The sequence below is a fragment of the Curtobacterium sp. PvP017 genome (genome assembly GCF_054060195.1).
The window spans coordinates 245,491-262,231 of the sequence record NZ_JBSSCY010000005.1 but is presented as its reverse complement, the minus strand read 5'-3'; the positions used below and the strand labels follow the sequence as shown (position 1 = coordinate 262,231).

The following is a 16,741-nucleotide window of genomic DNA, read 5'->3' as shown; positions in this document are numbered from 1 at the left end:
TCCCGTCCGGTAGCCAATCCCTTGCCGGACGCAGTCGTACGCTGTGTGAGTGGTGAGCATGATCATCCTGGTGATGGCCGAGTACATGGTCGACGATTCCCCGCTGTGGTACCGCGGATCGCGGTCCAGAGAACACTTCGGGGTTGCCGAGGCCACGGACCTCGGACTGAGCGCGTCACTCCGGCACGACCTGCAGGCATGGAACGACGTCTTCGAGCAGGTGAGGCAAGAGGTGTTCGACGATCGTGACGAGTCGCGCGCAGTCCCGTCGACCTCGGCGTCCCCCGAAGTGTTGGAAGCTCACCGAGTCGAGTCCTTCACCCTCGCGAGTCGCGTCCAGCTCGAGCTCGGTGACGACGTCCACGTCTGGTGCGGCGCAGGCAGTGGCATCGACATGGTGACCGAGTCGGGGACGGCCGTCGTGCTGCCGAACGGACGACCGGGCACCGATGTCGAGTTCCTGCGTGACGGGAAACGCGACGTCAGATCGGCGCGTGCTGCGGGCGCACGTGAGGGAACAGCCAAAGCAATCGTCCACTGGCGTGCCCTCACCGAACGAGCCGGGACCCCGTTCGGCGACGCCGAGACCCGCGCCCTCGGACTCCGAACAGCCGGGCGCCTGCAGGGCGACGTCGGACCTCGCGCCCAGGTCATCTTCTACGCCGGCGCGTCCGCGCCATACCGGGTCGACGAATTCGACTGAGGTGGCCAAGCACGACAACCGATCGGTTGTCGGAGGGGTCAGCGATCACGGACTTCGCCGAGCCAAGTCGTTCCGGCGGTAGTACTCCTCCAAGGCCGCGCGGTCCGGCAGGAACACCTTCGGCCGATCGAACTCGTCGAAGGCGTGTCGATACCGGAGACGGCTCTTCCTGGCGGGTCCGAGCAGGAACCGGACCATCTCGATGCGGACACGGTCGCGAGTACCGTCCAAGCTCCCAGCGCGGTCGGGCTCGAAGAGACTGCGTCGGAAGTACCGGCTGATGCTTGCTGCCGTCGAGGCGTCCAGGAGCACCAGACCAGTCGCTCGCCGTAACCGGCCGGGCAACCAGCGCGAGTAGTTGCCCTCGATGACCCACTGCTCGGTGTTCATCGCCTCGTTGTGCATGCGCTCGAAATCGGTGTCCGGACGCTCGACCCACTGTGTTCCGGGCAGGTGGCGGTACTGGTCGAGGTGGATCACAGGGAGCGAGCGGGCCCGGCCGATGGCTGCCGCGAGGGTCGACTTGCCGCTGTTCGATGGCCCCAGAATGCAGATTCGCTGGCCGAGGTCGTCGAGGTCCATCTGGCGAGTTTCGCAGGCGCACCGCTGGCCGGGCCCTCGTCCACGTTGACCCGTGCGGTTTTGGCTACCGGACCAGCTCGCGTTCGTAGAGGCTGGAAGCGAGTTGCCGCCCACCGTCAAGGGCACTGACCGTCACGTCGCGGACGTGCCGGAACCCTTGCTCTTCGTAGAAGCGCCGCAGACCCGGGTTGTCCGTCGCGCAGTCGAGCCGCACGAAGGCCGCCCCGCGCTCGGCGGCTCGCTGCCCTACCCACACCAGCAGTCGCTGCCCTAGCCGGCTGCCACGATGCGTCTGCGCCACGGCCAACCGGTGCACGTACACAGCGGAATCGTCCTCCGCGCACCACGTCTCGGAGTCCGAGTCGGACACCGTGACCATCGCCACGACCACCTGGTCCTGACTCACGACGAAGAGATTCCCCTGCTCTGCGTCGCGCAGCAGAACCGCGTCCGGCACCTGGTCCTGCCACTGATCGATCCCACGCGAGCGGAGCCACTGCCTCGCATCGTCGATGAGCCTCTGAGCCGCAGGAACGTCCGCGGCCGAGGCCGCTTCGACCGCCAACACGTCTTGATCCACGAGACGACGCTACGGGCGGACCTCAGCGGACACGAGCGGAATCGCCGCCGCTGACCGTCCGGTCGCCGATCAGGCGAGTACGGACACCGGCTCGCACTCCCCCGCGATCGGAAACGCGTCTCATACGGCGTGCTCGTCTGGTGGAGTTCTCGTGGTTGACGTGGTGGGGGCTCATGGTCATCGCGCTGACGGGGCTTGTGCTGATCGGGCGCGCTGCCGTCATGGCGGTTCGAAGAGATGGGGTCGCACTCGACAGCTGACTGCTGGCAGACCGAGATCGACTCGGTACGGGAACAGCCACCGAGGTCCCCATCTGACCCTGGGGTAGAGCGGCCGGTACGCTCCGACCATGAGCGTCAGAACTCCCTGGTCTACGCGACGGTGAGCATCGAGTCGTTCGACGTTGAACCGGTCGACCATCGCAGGTTGTTTCGATGGCTGCTCGGTCTGGTGGCTGCTGTCACTGGTGTTCTTGCAATCATCGGGTGGCCATTGCCGGCTGCGCCGGGACGATACGTGACGTCCGATTCATGGGAACGCACGACCGCCGTGATCGAAGCGTGGTGGACACACGACGGTTGGCGAATGTCGGGGGCGTCATGGTTTTGGGGCGGAGTCGCGATGGGCGCGACAACTGGCGCCATCGCGATCTGCGCCGGGAAGGAACGGACTTGGCGCAAGACATGGTTGCTGACCGTGCTACCGGGCGGAGCCATCGCGGCGCTGGGCCCGTTGGTCCAGGTCGTGTTGGGCATTCCGTGGTCGAATTACTCACAGAACGACGACACCCGCTCCACGATCATCGTGTACGTGGTCGGACTGGCGCTGGCGGTGGGCCTGCCATTTCTGCAGGGGTCGGTGATGCACGGCCGCGAGCAGAGCGAAGGCGACAGCGCGTTCCGACCTTGACTCAATGAGGTCGCCAGTGCAGGACGAGTCGCCGACTCGAAGCGTTGTCGTCGGATGACCGCCGCAATCCGAGTCGTCCATCCTGCAACGCTCTCCGGTGATGAGTCCGGTACCCGATCCCCTACCGGCGCGCTTTGAGGACCAGCTGCACCGCTTGCCTCGCCGTTTCCGGCACCAACGGGATTTGGGTGAGCAAGGCAACTTCCACCCACCTCGGCACGTACTGGTTCAGTTCTGATGCTCGTTCGATCTCTGGGCCACCGAGCATCAACGGACCAGGACGCACTTGGGCTGCGAAGTAGGCCGCTGGAGCGGCGCTATCCACTGGCACGTCGAGCAGATCACCGATGATCGCCTCAAGGCCAGTCTCCTCGCGCAGTTCGCGCCGGCAAGCCTCGCGGAGGCTCTCACCTTCCTCCACCCCACCACCAGGAAGCACCCAGTAGTTCCGACCGTCCTTCAACCGATCGATGACGAGCAGGCTCTCGTCTCGGATGACGACGGCCGCTGATCTGACGCGCATCCGGCTAGCACACCACGAAACGCCTGTTCGTGTCCCACAGCCCGGCGTCGAGGGGTCCCGAATGTCGATCCCTCCGCGGGACGCAGCCACGCCGTCCGCGCTCGGAGCGCTGACCGGCTCGTTACTCAGAGGCTTGGGCGTTCCGTCGTCACTTGCTGGCTTCGTCGATCAGCGTCGTCAACACACTGCGGTTGATTGGTCCGAGGATGCGGGCGCTCACTCGGCCCTCCTCGTCGAGAACGATGGTCGCCGGCGTCGAGTTGGGTGCGTTCGTACCGGAGAACGCGAGCTGCACGGCCGCGTCCTCATCGACGGCGTTGCTGTACGAGACGTCGTGCTCCTTCACGAAGGCACGCGCGGTCGCTGCCGAGTCCCGGACATCGACGCCGAGGAAGGTCGCCTGCGCGTGCCGATCATCGCTGACGGCTTGGAGATCCTTCGCCTCGATCCGGCAGGGCGCGCACGACGCGTACCAGAAGTTGAGGACGAGCGCCTTGCCGCGGTACTCGTCGGCGCGGATGACCTTGCCGTCGAGGTCGTGCGTTTCGAAAGTGACCGGAGCACCACGATCGTCTGCGGCGTAGTCTGTGACAGCGCCGTCGCCCGAGATGTAGTTCTTCGTGTCACCGTCCCGGTACTGCTCGGCGAGTCCGTCGTTGCCGGTCGTACAGCCCGTGAGCGTCGCGGCGACGCCGACCAACAGCGCAACACCCCAGACTCGAAGCACCCTCATGACGCCAGGGTACGCAACCTTGCGGGCAGAAGCGTGCCGCCCTCCCTCACCTCACGACGGGCCAAGGCCATCACGCAGCGAGCAGACGGAGAGGCTGTCGGACACTAGGCACCCGGGGCATGGGCCGTTGTGCGGTCAGGCAGCGTCCTTCGTTATGACCGTGATCTTCAATCTGACCGGAGTGTGTGACTCGGGCGTTCCGTCAACGATCCGGACAGTGGTGACTTCTCCGTGCCCGAGACCAATGGCGGGCAACAGCACAGCGTTTCGACACTGTCCGACCGCCGACCGTCGACCGTCGACCGTCGACCGTCGACCGCACCACGGCAACATCATCGGGTGGATCGTCCGCGTCCAAAGCGATATGTACCTCGTCCGCGGCAACGCTGCCGTCCGGAAGCCGATCGGCTACCGGACGGTTCGAGTGGTAGCCCGCTCGCGATCGAGCATGGCGTACTGGTAGCCATCGACCCAGCCCAGGTCGGCGTGCCAGGAGTCCTCGACGCCGTGCTGCTCACGTCGCATGCCGTTCTTCTCGAGGACGCGGGCTGAGGCGATGTTGTCGGCGTTGCAACTCGCCGTGACGCGTCGGAGCCGGAGCACGTCGAACGCTGCGGTCAGGAGACCGCGGACCAAGTCCGTTCCGAGTCCGCGTCCTGCGAGGTCGGGTTGCAGCATGTATCCGATGACCCCTTGTGTGCCTTGGGGCATCCCTGGTTGCCCCAGGCCGTCGACGACGTCGAAGAACCCCAAGCCGGCGACCCGGCCGTCCAAGTCAGCGATGCACGAGTAGTCGGTGTCGCTGTCGGGGATGCTCGCCCACTCTTGGGCGTAGACGTCCGGGTCGACGGAGGTGCGGAGCATGAACCGATTTACAACCGGGTTGTTCCGAAGCGCGACGAGCGTGTCTGCATCCTCGGGCCGAGGGTCGCGGAGGAGGAGGCCGGCGCTCCGAGCGGGTCAAGGAGAGCTGTTCACGCTGTCATCCTCCCAGGAGCCCGGCTCGGCGACCGATCGGCTACCAGACAGCAGAAGAGACCCGCGGCACTTCCTGGGTACTGCGGGTCGCTCTGGCTGGATCAGCCCCGATCGCGTGCCATTCCTGCCTCGGTGTTGCGTGGTCCGACAGCGACGCCGTGCGGGGAAGCAGCTTCGATGCGGTCGAGATCGCTCGTGGTGAGCACCACGTCAGCAGCGGCGACGTTCTCCTCGACTCGTGACGCTTTGGTCGTGCCCGGGATCGGGACCGTGTTGGCTTGGATCAGCCACGCCAGCGCAAGCTGCGCGGTCGTCACACCCTTCTCATCAGCGATGACCTTCAGCGCCTCGACGACGCGCAGATTCGCGTCGATGGCTTCGTCGGAGAACCTGGGGAGGTTTCGCCGCGCATCTCCTTCGGGGAGGTCGTCCTTCCGAGTGACGGTGCCCGAGAGGAACCCACGTCCGAGCGGCGAGAACGGCACGAACCCGATCCCGAGCTCCGCGGCGGTGTCGAGGACACCATTGTGTTCGGTGTCGCGCTCGAACAGGCTGTACTCGGACTGGATCGCAGTGATCGGGAATGTCGCGTGTGCACGGCGCAGGGTCTCGGATGAGGTCTCGGAGACGCCGATGTAGCGGGCCTTACCAGCGGTGACCGCTTCAGCCATCGCGCCGACCGTGTCCTCGATCGGCACGTTCGGGTCGGCTCGGTGCAGGTACCAGAGGTCGACATGGTCGGTGCCGAGGTGACGGAGGGACCTGTCGATCGCTCGACGCGCATGTTCTGGGGACCCGTCGAGTCCGATCGGGGTGCCGTCGTCGGTGAAGTCGGTGGCGAACTTCGATGCGACGACCACACGGTCCCGATCCCCGCCGAGCACGCGTCCGAGGAGCTTCTCGTTCTCGAACGGCCCGTACGCCTCCGCGGTGTCGAACAGGGTGACCCCGAGGTCGAGGGCCCGTCGGATGGTGTCCACGGAGCCCGCTTCGGTCGCGCCGCCGTAGTAGGCACTCATACCCATGCACCCGAGGCCGAGCGCGGACGTGACGAGGCCCTGGGAGCCGAGAGGGATCTGCTGCATGCGTGTTCTCCGTTCGTCGCCGGGAGCACCCGGACGCCGTCGACCCTCCACCCTGGTGTGCACACCATGTCAAGTGGAAGACTCGACCTTATGCTGCTTCCCGAGGTCCACGTCAACGAGCCGGTCACGATCAGCGCCGCCGCGGACCTACTCGGCATCACGGTCGACACGATCCGGTACTACGAGAAGGAAGGGATCGCACCGGCAGCGGAGCGCGGTCCGGATGGGTGGCGGCGGTATGACACGGCGGCGCTGAGCTGGCTGGCCGGGACGGTGATGCTCCGCGGCACCGGGATGAGCATGCAGGAGATGCGCGAGTACGCGGCCGCGTACCGGGCCGGCGCTGACGACGTCGCACGGCTCGCGCTCCTCGAGCAGCACCACGAGGCCGTCCTCGCCCGGCAAGCCGAGGTGTGGCGACACCTCGCGGCACTGGAACGGAAGATCGCGGCATACCGCGAAACCATCGCCGTGAGCGACACCCACTCGACAATGTGACCCCTCGCCCGGACACGACAGACGACAGTCGATGCCCCGTCTCGATGGACGATCGGCTATCGGACACCGATCCAGAGGCCGAGGAGTGCCACGAGGACGCACGCGACGAGGTTCACGAGGCCGTGTGCCGCTGCTGCGCGGTAGCGGTTCTCGAGTGCGAGCCGGACGGCTTCGACGCTGGCGGTGCTGAACGTCGTGTACCCGCCAATCAGGCCGGTACCGACGACGGTCACCCAGACCGCTGGCAGGACGGTGGTACCGAGCCGGTGATGATGCCGAGCGCGAGGGAGCCGGTGAGGTTGATGACGCTCGTGCCCCACGGGAACCGGGACCCGAGCCGGTTACGGACGGCGGTGTCGAGAAAGACCCGCAGCGAGGACCCTGCCCCACCCGCGATCGCGGTCCCGAGAATCAGCCAGCGGCCTCGGCGTCGAGGTGTTCACGAATTGACTCCTTTGTCAGGGAAGGTGCAGATCAGACGCTAACACGAAAATCTACACTGGTGTAGGTGTTTTCACACCTACCATCCCGCTACTCGCGAAGCGACAGAATGGACGCGATGAACACCAAGACCGAAAAGGGCTATGCCGCCGGCCGAGCTCGACGCGAGCAGATCGTCGCCGAAGCCACTCTGCAATTCGGTCGAGTCGGCTTCAACGGGGCCACGATCCTCGAGATCGCCGCCGCCTGCGGAATCTCGCAGGCCGGGCTCCTGCACCACTTCGCGACCAAGGAGTCCCTTCTCGAGGCGGTGCTCGAAGAGCGCGACCGGGCAGACCGAGCAAGTTTCCGTCGCAGCGGCTCCGCCCAGTCGGGCGGCGTGGGCGTCCTCCGCGGCATGGTCGACCTGGCTGCACGGAACGCCGAGCTCCCCGGCATCATCGCGCTTTACGCCGTCCTCTCGGCGGAGGCAACCGACCCGGCGCATCCCGCTCACGAGTACTTCGTCAAGCGCTACGCGCGCATCCGGTCAGGCACCGAGACAGCCCTTGACAAGGCAAAAGTGGCTGGCGACTTAATCGACAGTGTCGACGTCGCCGCGGCAGCCATCGAGCTCACCGCCTTGATGGACGGCCTGCAGGTGATGTGGCTCCTGGACCCCGATGGCATTGACATGGCTGCACAGGTCCGACGCGCCGTTCAACGACTCCTAGTTTTCCCTCTGTGAGGCACTCGATTTCGCCATTGCGCTAGCGATACGGAGGCGGCTTTGCCGGTGGTGCGGACGCGAGGCTCGTCGCGGCATCAGCCCTGGATGGTCCAGGCAGCGGAGATGCTCCGGTCGACGACACGGCGCCATCCGTCCGGAGCGGCAGGGTCATGGCTGGCCATCCCGGCCATCCACAGGACGGTCATCAGGTCCTCGGTGGTGAAGTCCTCGGCGAGCACGCCGGCGTTGTGTGCGTTGGCGACGAGTTCCGCTCCGAGCGCCATCGATCGTTCGCATGCGTTGATGAGGAGCACGGCGTCGGGGTATCGCCGGAGCATCGCGTCGTTCATCGCCGGGTCGCTCCGCTGCAGGTCGATCATCTCGGCGATGAAGGTCTCCAGCTGCGCGCGCGGACTGTCCTGGGCCAGTGTCCGTTCCCGCAGGGTCCGAAGCTTCGCGCCCGCGATGTCGGGCACGACGGCGTCGATGAGGTCTTCGCGCGATCCGATGCGGTTGTAGAGCGTGCCGATGCTCACCCCGGCTTCCCGGGCGATGTCCTCCAGGGGAGCGGACAACCCTCGCTGCGAGAACACGGCGATGGCGGCAGCGCGCAGCTTCTGGAGGTTCGCCTGCGCGTCTCGACGCAGACGGGGTGGGGTGCTCACAGCGACTCCGAAGGAACTTGAGGGCGGTCTCAACATATGCTGCAGTGGATTTGAGGACGGTCTCAACTTACCGCACCAGCTTGCAGGGCCCGGCGGTGGGCCACGGAAGGACGCATCATGCCCCTCATCACCATCATCGGCGCAGGCCCTGGTCTGGGTCTCGAGATCGCGCGGGCCTTCGGGCAGAAGGGCTTCGACGTCGCGCTCGTGGCCCGCAGCCAGGCGAACGTGGACTCCCTGGCGGGTGAGCTCGTCGCGGAGGGCATCCAGGCTCGTGGTTTCACCGCCGACGTCAGCGAGCCCGACACGATCCGGACTGCTCTCCGATCGATCCGGGAGACGCTCGGGCCGATCGACGTCCTCGAGTTCTCCCCGGCTGACCGGACCCTGGAGTCGGTCGACGCGGTGGACGTGACGATGGAGAACCTGCAGCCACAGCTCGACTTCTACCTCGGCGGCGCCATCGCGGCCGTCGGGGAGGTCCTGCCGGGCATGATCGCGGCGGGCGCCGGCACGGTCCTCGTGACCACCGGTGGCGGTGCGCTCGCCCAGACGCCGGTCCGCGGGAACGTCAACATCGCAGCGGCGGGGCTCCGGAACTGGACGCTCAACCTCAACGCCGCTCTCGCTGACAAGGGTGTCTACGTCGGGTTCGTCGCCATCACCGCGCTGATCGGCGGTGGGCGACCGGACGCTGAACCGGCGGTCATCGCGCAGTCCTACGTGAAGCTCCACGACGAGCGGCGGGATGCCGAGCTGCACTACGTCGCGTACGACGGCTGACGCTCCTCCCGCCCGGGCTGCTGGCCTGGGCGGGATCCGCCGGGCTGCCGGGACCCGGGTCCGCGCGGTTCAGCCAGCGCCAGCCGCTGCCGCTGCGAAGGTCCGGAGAGCCGCCACCTGCTCGGCCGTGCTCGGGGGCGCGTCCGCCATCTGCCACGTCGACACGAGCGCGATCATGCCGCCGATCGTGAAGGTCCGGGCGTCCCCGGTCAGAGCGATCTCCGATCCTCGGTGATCGTGGTCCGACTCCGACAGCCAGGTCGTCATCGCGTCTGCGAGCACCTCGGCAACACGCTCGCCACGTGGAACGGCGCGAAGCTTGTCGAAGAAGCCGCGATCCGCACGTCCCGCGGCGAGCAGCGGTTCGATCCCGCGCTCCCTAACGGCGTCAGTGAGGGCCTGTGGGAGGTTCGCCGCGGCCTCGTCGAGCGGAAGCTGGTCCTCGAGGAGGCGGCTGATCCAGAGGTCCGTCGCCAGGTCACCGACATTGCTGTAGTGGTTGTGGAGGGCCTGCCTGCTCAACCCAGCACGCTGTGCCACGGCGCTCATCGAGATCGTCTCGCCCTTCGGCGTCTCGGACACCAGGGCGGCCAGCGCCCGGATCAGGGCGGCGCGGGTGCGGATGATGCGCGGGTCCACCCGCTGGCTCGCGCGTGGCGCCGTGCGCGCTCCCTCGGTCATGAGTCCATCTTGCCAGAGCCCGAACCCTGATGTACGTTCGTCATCTACTGGACAACTGTAAAGGACACCATGACGCACGTAACCGAGCCCGCCACTGGCCGCGGAGACGGCCCGCAGCACCCCGAGTTCGAAGCGGCGGTCGCGGGCGGCGCGCTGGACTCCGAAGGGCCGGGATCAGCGCATCGCTACCGGAACGTGATCCTCGGCGGGATCGCGATCCTGCTCCTGGCGATGGCGATGCTGACGAGCTACTCGAGCGCGTTCGGTAACCCGACGCCGAACAACGTGCACCTCGCGGTCACCGGCGACGCTGACGCGATCGTCGCGCTCGAACAGCACGGATCGCTGGATCTCACCGTCGTGGCCTCCGAGCAGCAGGCGCGAACCGCGGTGCTCGACCGCGACGTCGACGGCGCTGTCGTGTTGCCTGCACCGGGGAAGGGCGCCGGCGTCACCACCTACATCGCCAGCGGCGGCGGCCGGGGCCTCGGACAGGCGATCTCAGGTATCGGTGACTCGATCGCAGCGAAACTGCAGACCACCAACACGGCCACAGACCTCGCGCCCCTGCCGGAGAAGGACCCGGTCGGGTCGATCGAGTTCTACGCGATCCTCTTCGCCGGCCTGGGGGCCGCCCTCGGCGCGACAGTCTTCGGGCGCATCCTCGGCACGGTCGACACAGCCGCGAAGTTCGTCGAGCGCAGCATCGTCCTCGTGCTCTACGCCGGTCTCCTCGCCGCACTGATCACCCTGTGGATCGACTCCGCCCTCGGCGCGGTGACCGTCGGCCCCTGGGCGGTGTTCGGGATCCTCTGGCTGACCGGAGTCGCCATCGGGGGAGCGGTAACGGGCGTCGCAGCACTCGGCGGAACCATCGCGGCGCTGGTGATGACGCTCGCCCTGGTGATCCTGGGGAACACGTCTTCCGGTGGTCCCCTCGGGATCCACGTCCTCAACGATTTCTTCCAGACGCTCTACTACGTCTTCCCGCAGGGCGACGCGCTCGACCTGCTGCGGTCCGTCCAGTACTTCGACGGCGCCGCGGTCGCCGCCCCGATCATCCGGCTGAGCATCTGGGCTGTGGCAGGCATCCTGCTCACGCTGACAGCGATGCTCATCCGGAACCGACGCGAAGCTGCGGCTCGACCGAAGGGCGGCCTCCGCTCCGAGCAGGATCCCCGCCCGACTGTCGGACCCTCGGGCTCCCACCTCGAGGCCGCTGCAGTCACGCCCAACGCGGCCTTGCTGCCGTTGACCCCAACGCCCTGAACACAACAGGGGTCCTCGACGGGCGGGGATCCCTCATGACACCCACTCCTGCACACGACAACCAGCCCTCATTGCTGAGGACGATCGGAGGACCGCACCATGCCAGGAAAGATCGATGTCCACCAGCACCTGCTCCCGCCACGCTACTTCGAGGCACTGGCAGCGGCAGGATCGCAAGCGATGGGGGCCGGCGCCCCGGCGGGCGCCCGGGCGGATGCGCCGGCTGCGACCGGAGGGTCCGCGCAGTGGGACCCGTGGGGTGCGAGCGGCGGGACCGCACCGCGACGAGGCCCCCGGGCCATCGGCGGCTGGTCGATGCCGGAGTGGAGCCCCGAAGCGACGATCGCGATGATGGACGAAACGGGGATCGAGACCGGGATGCTCTCGATCAGCGCACCGGGCGTGCACTTCGGTGACGACGCCGCGGCGCGCGAACTCGCCCGCGAACTGAACGACTACCAGGCCGAGCTGGTCCGTGAGGCGCCAGACCGGTTCGGGCACTTCGCGGTGCTGCCGCTGCCGGACTTCGACGGCGCGGTCGCCGAAGCCGTGCGAGCACTCGACGAACTCCACGCCGACGGGGTGCTCCTGCTGTCGAACGCGCACGGACGGTACCTCGGCGACCCCGCGTACGAGCCGCTCTGGGCAGAACTCGCCGCCCGCTCAGCCGTGGTCTTCGTGCACCCCACCGCACCAACGATCGCCCAGTTGCCGGGGATGCCCACCGCACTGCTGGACTTCCCGTTCGACACCACCCGCACCGCCGTGGACCTCGTCGCGCACGGTGTGTTTGACCGCTACCCGAATCTTCGCGTGATCCTCTCCCACGCCGGCGGGTTCCTGCCCTACGCAGCCAGTCGTTTCAGCGCCGCCGCGATGTTTAACCCGGACACCACGCCGGAGAGCATCCAAGCGGGCCTCCGGAAGTTCTACTTCGACACCGCCCTGTCCGCATCTCCCACCTCGCTGCCGTCACTGCTGGCATTCGCGGAGCCCGGCCACGTCCTCTACGGCAGCGACTTCCCCTACGCACACCCCGACTGGAGTGCCCGCTTCGACCACGACCTGGACACCTACGACGGCCCCGGCGCAGAACGACTGGGCGAGGTGCTCCGAACAGCCGCCGAACAGCTCTTCCCTCGCTTGACCGCCGAGCGCGTTCCGGGGAGCGAGTGAGTGTCGAAGCGGTTCGTGAGTCATCAGGGTGCGCCAGCCTGACCGTTCAGCCGAGTGTTGGCGGGAGCGCCCCGATCTGCCCGAGGATGCTGAGCACGTCCGGCTGGCCGACCTCGTCGACGATCAGTCCCTCGTCGAAACGGTAGAAGTTGCTCGCGTTCGCGACCACCGTCCTCCCCGTAGCGGGGACACCGAGGAACTCGCCGTCGTGCGTGCCGCGGAGTTCGAAACGTGCTGCGACTGTGTCGCCCTCGACGACGATCCGGTCGATGCTCCACTGGATGTCAGAGAACGCGCTCCGCATGATCGTCAGGATCTGCAGGTACCCCGGCAGCCCGCGCAGCGGCTCGGGCGAGAACGGCGTCAAGAACGCCGCTTCCGGTGCGATGACCGTCTCACCGATGGACGGGTCGGCGCTGTTGATGAAGTCGACGAATCGCAGGAAGGAGAGGCGTGTGTCTGTGGTCATGGACAACTACTTTACATAGCAAGTAGATGCCGTAGAGTCGAAGCATGAGCACGGACCTTGCACCCCTCCACGGAACCGACGCCCCGGATGACCGGACTGGGCGAGCGGCGCGTCTGCGGGAGTACTTCGCCGCGCTGGTGCGGCACGAGACCGACGTGTGGAACGCGGTCGAGAAGCGGATGCGGGGCGAGGGCGTGCTGAGCCTGGCCCGACTGGAGGTGTTGCGGATCGTCCAGGCAGCCCCATCGGGCGCCCGGGTGCAGGACGTCGCGACCGGCGTCGGGACGTCGATCGCTGCAGCCAGTCGCTTGCTCGATCGGCTCGCCGCGGATGGTTTCCTCGAGCGTTCGACGGACCCGGACGATCGGCGCAGTGTCCGCAGTGTGCTCTCGCCCCAGGGGAGAGATGCCTTCCCCCTCGCGGACGAGCGGTTCGACCAAGCGCTGGACGCCGTGCTCTCGGATGCCGGTGCCGCGGCGATCGCAGACTGTATCGCGGCACTCGAGCGCCTGCAGTCGACGTTGGAGGCAAGGCGATGACGGCGACCATGCGGGCCGTCGTGATCGACGCACCCGGCGGCCCCGACGTGTTGCACCTCCGTGAGCTGCCGGTCCCGATCCCAGGCCCGGGCCAGGTGCTGATCCGTGTGGGAGCGTTCGGACTCAACCGGTCCGAGCTGCACTTTCGCCGCGGCATCGGCCATTTCGGAAGCTAGCGGTGCGTGGTCGGGTGAAGTTCCACGCCCCTGCCCCGGACGCGAAGATCGACTGGGACGCGGCGGTTGCAACGGCTGGCGCCCTCGCAAAGATCTGACCGTCGGCGTTCGGCATCGGGCGCGACGTATCGCGGACTGTGCCGGTGCCGTCGTGTTCCCAGGGCCACGGCTATGCGCAGGGGTCTCACCAGCTCCTGCGCGGACCGGAGTCGAGACGAAGTTGCAACGGCCCGCCCCCACAGCCCAGTGGGTTCGTGCAGACCGTGCGGTGAGCGATCGGTGAGCGAGGCAATAGCCGGCACTCGATGTACACCGCCGGCAGCCTGACCGGACAGCTCAGTTCGGCTGTGCTGCAAAATGGACGACGGTGGCAGCGAGGGCAAACAGGGCGACGATAGTGAGGATCGCCGCTGCTCCAGACATCCACGCGCGACGACGGGCACGCCGACGGCGTTCAGCGACCGACGCCCAAATCACTGTGCTGACGACGGCCGCGATCGGGAAGCCGATGTAGGCGACCGATCCGGCGGTGTAGTTGCACCCCCCGTTACCACACGCGTCGAAGGCGAACATCGAGAGCACGACGCCGAACCAACCGACAACGAGCATGGGCAGGCTCAGACCGAACAACGTCAGTGTGGCTGCCAGATCTTTCCAGCCTGCAGGCGCCTGGATTGAGTGCGTGTGGCGGTCAGGGGCCCCGAGCGGGAAGAGCTCGTCATCGATGTCGTCCTGCCTCATGGCTATAAGTCTGCCGTGGAGCACCGCTACGCTGCCTGCCGCTTCCAGTCACAGGGCCAGGCATCCCCGACATAGTCGGCGGCGCGAAGGTCGCCAGTCGAGCACCCGCGGTATTTCGCTGGATGCCCAGCACGACCCGCCGACGCCGACCCGACGGCCCGTCTCGATAGCCGGTCCCCCCGCGGACTGCCGTACCGGACTCGAACCGGACGCCGCTCCGAGAAGAGCCGAGTCTCATGTGAGCAGCCTCGCTCTGTGTCGTCGTTTTCGCTGCGATCGGTGTCGGGTCAGGTGGTGCCGATGACGAGGGTGCTGCGGGCGGCCTCGACGACGTCGTTGGTGATGACGTCGAGCTCGTTGATCTTCAGGACGCGTTGGATCTGAGGGAGGAGGCGCTCAAGGAGCCGGAAGTTGCCGCGGGTGATGCGTTCGACGGCGGCGATGGCTTGCGCGTCGGTGAAGTCGTCGGGGTCGAGCGTCTTGCCGAGCTTGCGCCATTGACGTTCGAGGACGAAGAGCAGCTCGTCGTGGCCGAGCGGACGGTACTGGTGGGCGAAACCGAGGCGGCTGTAGAGCTGCGGGTAGTGGCTGAACTGCTTCTCGATGCCGGGCATGCCGATGAGGATCATCGCTATGCCGGTGCGGTCGTACTGGTCGCGGAGCCACTCGATCGCGTTGCCGGTGAGGCGTTCGGACTCGTCGATGATGATCAGCTCGAGCAGGGACGGGTTGGGGCCGTGTGCGTGGTCGAAGTGGCGACCCTGGAGCAGGAGGTGTTCCTCGATGCAGCGTTCGGTGCGGAGCATGTCGTGCCGGAGGTCGTCCTGCAGGGCGCGCATCGTGGCGGAGACCTCGGGCGTGTAGAAGACGGTGCGGGCTCGGTGGGCGGCGGCGTAGATCTTCGTGTCGTCTTCGCTGCGTGCGGCCCATCTGGCGATGAACGGGCCGATGCTGTCCCAGTGGGCGTAGCGGCGTGCGGAGAGGGTCTTGCCGACGCCAGCGGGGCCGAAGCAGACGCCGATGGTGTTCTGCTTCCGGACGGCGTCGGCGAACTCCGCGAACCGACGGTGTTCCTTCGTGATGATGAACTGGCTCGTCATGACCGGTCCTCCTCGTAGGTCATCAGTCGCGGTTGATCCGGTGCCGGTGCGGGTGCTGGTGGGGTGTGATCATCGGGTGTGGGGCGGACGATCGCGATGCGTTCGCGGATCTGCCCGCGCAGGGCTCTTCGTTGCGCGTTCCGGGCGGCCTGGATCTGCTTGAGACTGATGGTCTCGGTCTGATGCGCGGTACTGATCGCGGTGCACAGGAACGCGTCGCGGTGAAAGACACGGATCTCGGTGACGTCGCGGGGGTCGTACCGGACGCTGACGGTGCTGCCCACGAAGGGTGCGAGAGTGGTTGCGGTGTAGCGGAGCCCTTCGAAGTGGATGCCGTCTCGTTGCACGACACGCGTGGTCGGGACGGTGAGCAGGAACCCGTCGAGCTGCTCGAGGGAGTCCGGCATTCGTGGCAGCCACCCGTCTGCGATCCACGCTTCCAGTGGGCTCTTCCGGAGCTGGCGGTGGATGCGGGCGTTGTAGCGGCGGATGAACGTGTTGATGGCACTGTCGACACCGGCGAGATCCAGCGCCGGCGTCGGCGCCGGCGCCGAGGATCCGGGTGCGAGGTGGCCGGGGAGCGTTGGGAGCAGCTCGGTGTTGATGGTGCCGAAGAACCGCTCGATCTTCCCGCGGCCCTGGGGGCGAGCGACCTGCGAGTGGATGATGCGGAGGTGCAGCACGGCGGCGGTGTCGCCGATTCGGTGGCTGGTGAAGTCGGACCCGTGGTCTGTGTAGAGCACGTCTGGGATCCCGCAGACAGGCCAGTCCGGTTCCGGCTTGTGCCAGATCGCTTGCCGGAGCGCGAGCGCGGTGTTCGCGGCGGATGGGGCGCCGAGGAACACCATGTACCCGCAGACCGCGCGGGAGTAGTCGTCGAGGATCACCGTCAACCACGGCCGTTCGGGCTTGCCGTCGGGTCCGACGATGAGCAGATCGAGCATCGTGTGGTCCGCCTGCCAGATCGCGTTGGGGCGATCCGCACGACGTCGGAGCAGCAGTTCGTGCTTGTCCCGATATGACGCGGGCCCCTCAAGCGCGAGCGTCACCATCCCGGGATCAAGCCCGTTCACGATCGACCGCACAACGGAGTACGACGGCGCTGAGAGACCTCGTTTGGTGCAGTAATTGTCGACCTGGCGGTGAATCGTGGCGATCGAAGGTCGTGGCTTGGTGAGTGCGAGCCCCTCAATCAGGCGCACCAGTTCCGGTGCCGTCCGTCGGGCGCCGTGATCGGTGCGGGTGCCGTCGGCGAGAGCCGGGTATCCGCCGGTTCGGTAGCGGGCCAACCAGCGTTGCAGGGTGCGCTCAGCGACGCCCGTGGTGCGGGCCAGGGTGGCGAGCGGGATGGCGTCCTCGACGTGCAGTCGAAGGATGCCCCACCGCTCGCTCGCGTCCATA

At 67.1% G+C, this 16,741-nt stretch carries 20 protein-coding genes and 2 pseudogenes; 8 read left to right on the top strand and 14 right to left on the bottom strand.

The features are described 5' to 3' along the window. Positions 1–52: 52 nt before the first annotated feature. Positions 53–703, top strand: coding sequence for a hypothetical protein (locus tag ACVKXF_RS12300; protein WP_456795858.1), 651 nt, complete (start codon positions 53–55; stop codon positions 701–703). A gap of 45 nt (positions 704–748) precedes the next feature. Here ACVKXF_RS12300 and ACVKXF_RS12295 read toward each other — a convergent pair whose 3' ends face one another. Next, positions 749–1,285 carry a P-loop NTPase family protein gene (locus ACVKXF_RS12295; protein WP_396290738.1) on the bottom strand — a complete coding sequence of 179 codons (537 nt, stop codon included), beginning with the start codon at positions 1,283–1,285 and terminating at the stop codon, positions 749–751. Positions 1,286–1,349: 64 nt separating this feature from the next. Beyond that, a complete protein-coding gene (locus tag ACVKXF_RS12290; RefSeq protein ID WP_456795857.1) occupies positions 1,350–1,865 on the bottom strand; it encodes a GNAT family N-acetyltransferase in 516 nt (171 codons plus the stop codon). A gap of 381 nt (positions 1,866–2,246) precedes the next feature. Here ACVKXF_RS12290 and ACVKXF_RS12285 point away from each other — a divergent pair, with 381 nt between their 5' ends. Then, positions 2,247–2,774, top strand: a complete 528-nt coding sequence (locus ACVKXF_RS12285; RefSeq protein WP_456795856.1) for a hypothetical protein — start codon at positions 2,247–2,249, stop codon at positions 2,772–2,774. Positions 2,775–2,895: 121 nt separating this feature from the next. Here the strand turns inward: ACVKXF_RS12285 and ACVKXF_RS12280 are convergent, their stop codons facing one another. From ACVKXF_RS12280 to ACVKXF_RS12265, 4 genes and pseudogenes are all read right to left on the bottom strand, one after another. Further along, entirely contained in the window at positions 2,896–3,297 is a 402-nt protein-coding gene (locus tag ACVKXF_RS12280) for an NUDIX domain-containing protein (RefSeq protein ID WP_456795855.1), read from the bottom strand. Between the two features lie 148 nt (positions 3,298–3,445). Continuing rightward, positions 3,446–3,997 (bottom strand): TlpA family protein disulfide reductase, encoded by a 552-nt coding sequence (locus ACVKXF_RS12275; RefSeq protein WP_456795854.1) that lies wholly within the window; start codon positions 3,995–3,997, stop codon positions 3,446–3,448. 441 nt (positions 3,998–4,438) lie between these two features. Beyond that, positions 4,439–4,960 (bottom strand): annotated as a pseudogene (locus ACVKXF_RS12270) (GNAT family N-acetyltransferase); the annotation flags it as partial. Positions 4,961–5,109: 149 nt separating this feature from the next. Next, positions 5,110–6,093, bottom strand: coding sequence for an aldo/keto reductase (locus ACVKXF_RS12265; RefSeq protein ID WP_340196594.1), 984 nt, complete (start codon positions 6,091–6,093; stop codon positions 5,110–5,112). 90 nt (positions 6,094–6,183) lie between these two features. Here ACVKXF_RS12265 and ACVKXF_RS12260 point away from each other — a divergent pair, with 90 nt between their 5' ends. Beyond that, entirely contained in the window at positions 6,184–6,591 is a 408-nt protein-coding gene (locus tag ACVKXF_RS12260; RefSeq protein WP_070417508.1) for a MerR family transcriptional regulator, read from the top strand. A 56-nt stretch (positions 6,592–6,647) separates the two neighbouring features. Here the strand turns inward: ACVKXF_RS12260 and ACVKXF_RS12255 are convergent, their stop codons facing one another. After that, positions 6,648–6,824, bottom strand: a complete 177-nt coding sequence (locus ACVKXF_RS12255; RefSeq protein ID WP_243736460.1) for a fluoride efflux transporter FluC — start codon at positions 6,822–6,824, stop codon at positions 6,648–6,650. A gap of 326 nt (positions 6,825–7,150) precedes the next feature. On the opposite strand from ACVKXF_RS12255, the gene ACVKXF_RS12250 reads away from it, so the two are divergent. Further along, positions 7,151–7,759 (top strand): TetR/AcrR family transcriptional regulator, encoded by a 609-nt coding sequence (locus ACVKXF_RS12250; protein WP_456795853.1) that lies wholly within the window; start codon positions 7,151–7,153, stop codon positions 7,757–7,759. 77 nt (positions 7,760–7,836) lie between these two features. Here the strand turns inward: ACVKXF_RS12250 and ACVKXF_RS12245 are convergent, their stop codons facing one another. Next, complete coding sequence (locus tag ACVKXF_RS12245) at positions 7,837–8,406, bottom strand: TetR/AcrR family transcriptional regulator (RefSeq protein WP_071303668.1); 570 nt, start codon at positions 8,404–8,406, stop codon at positions 7,837–7,839. Positions 8,407–8,523: 117 nt separating this feature from the next. Between ACVKXF_RS12245 and ACVKXF_RS12240 the strand changes: the two genes are divergently transcribed. Continuing rightward, positions 8,524–9,189: an SDR family NAD(P)-dependent oxidoreductase gene (locus ACVKXF_RS12240; RefSeq protein WP_071303667.1), complete on the top strand. Its 666-nt coding sequence runs from the start codon at positions 8,524–8,526 to the stop codon at positions 9,187–9,189. Between the two features lie 69 nt (positions 9,190–9,258). Here the strand turns inward: ACVKXF_RS12240 and ACVKXF_RS12235 are convergent, their stop codons facing one another. Next, a complete protein-coding gene (locus ACVKXF_RS12235) occupies positions 9,259–9,870 on the bottom strand; it encodes a hypothetical protein (protein WP_071303666.1) in 612 nt (203 codons plus the stop codon). 69 nt (positions 9,871–9,939) lie between these two features. Here ACVKXF_RS12235 and ACVKXF_RS12230 point away from each other — a divergent pair, with 69 nt between their 5' ends. Further along, positions 9,940–11,139: a hypothetical protein gene (locus ACVKXF_RS12230; RefSeq protein ID WP_456795852.1), complete on the top strand. Its 1,200-nt coding sequence runs from the start codon at positions 9,940–9,942 to the stop codon at positions 11,137–11,139. A 99-nt stretch (positions 11,140–11,238) separates the two neighbouring features. Next, complete coding sequence (locus ACVKXF_RS12225) at positions 11,239–12,315, top strand: amidohydrolase family protein (RefSeq protein WP_456795851.1); 1,077 nt, start codon at positions 11,239–11,241, stop codon at positions 12,313–12,315. A gap of 46 nt (positions 12,316–12,361) precedes the next feature. Here the strand turns inward: ACVKXF_RS12225 and ACVKXF_RS12220 are convergent, their stop codons facing one another. Further along, the gene (locus ACVKXF_RS12220) at positions 12,362–12,784 is read right to left on the bottom strand and encodes an ester cyclase (RefSeq protein ID WP_071303664.1); all 423 of its coding nucleotides are present in this window, start codon (positions 12,782–12,784) and stop codon (positions 12,362–12,364) included. A gap of 44 nt (positions 12,785–12,828) precedes the next feature. Here ACVKXF_RS12220 and ACVKXF_RS12215 point away from each other — a divergent pair, with 44 nt between their 5' ends. Further along, entirely contained in the window at positions 12,829–13,323 is a 495-nt protein-coding gene (locus tag ACVKXF_RS12215) for a MarR family transcriptional regulator (RefSeq protein ID WP_456795850.1), read from the top strand. A gap of 512 nt (positions 13,324–13,835) precedes the next feature. Here ACVKXF_RS12215 and ACVKXF_RS12210 read toward each other — a convergent pair. The 4 genes and pseudogenes from ACVKXF_RS12210 to ACVKXF_RS12195 all read right to left on the bottom strand — a co-directional run. Next, positions 13,836–14,240, bottom strand: a complete 405-nt coding sequence (locus tag ACVKXF_RS12210) for a hypothetical protein (protein WP_456795849.1) — start codon at positions 14,238–14,240, stop codon at positions 13,836–13,838. Between the two features lie 287 nt (positions 14,241–14,527). Further along, positions 14,528–15,340, bottom strand: coding sequence for an AAA family ATPase (locus ACVKXF_RS12205; RefSeq protein WP_055960810.1), 813 nt, complete (start codon positions 15,338–15,340; stop codon positions 14,528–14,530). After that, entirely contained in the window at positions 15,337–16,392 is a 1,056-nt protein-coding gene (locus tag ACVKXF_RS12200; protein ID WP_456795890.1) for a Mu transposase C-terminal domain-containing protein, read from the bottom strand. Before ACVKXF_RS12200 ends, ACVKXF_RS12205 begins: the two co-directional genes overlap by 4 nt. A 213-nt stretch (positions 16,393–16,605) precedes the next feature. Beyond that, a pseudogene (locus ACVKXF_RS12195) lies at positions 16,606–16,740 on the bottom strand (helix-turn-helix domain-containing protein); the annotation flags it as partial. Between the last annotated feature and the right edge of the window lies 1 nt (position 16,741).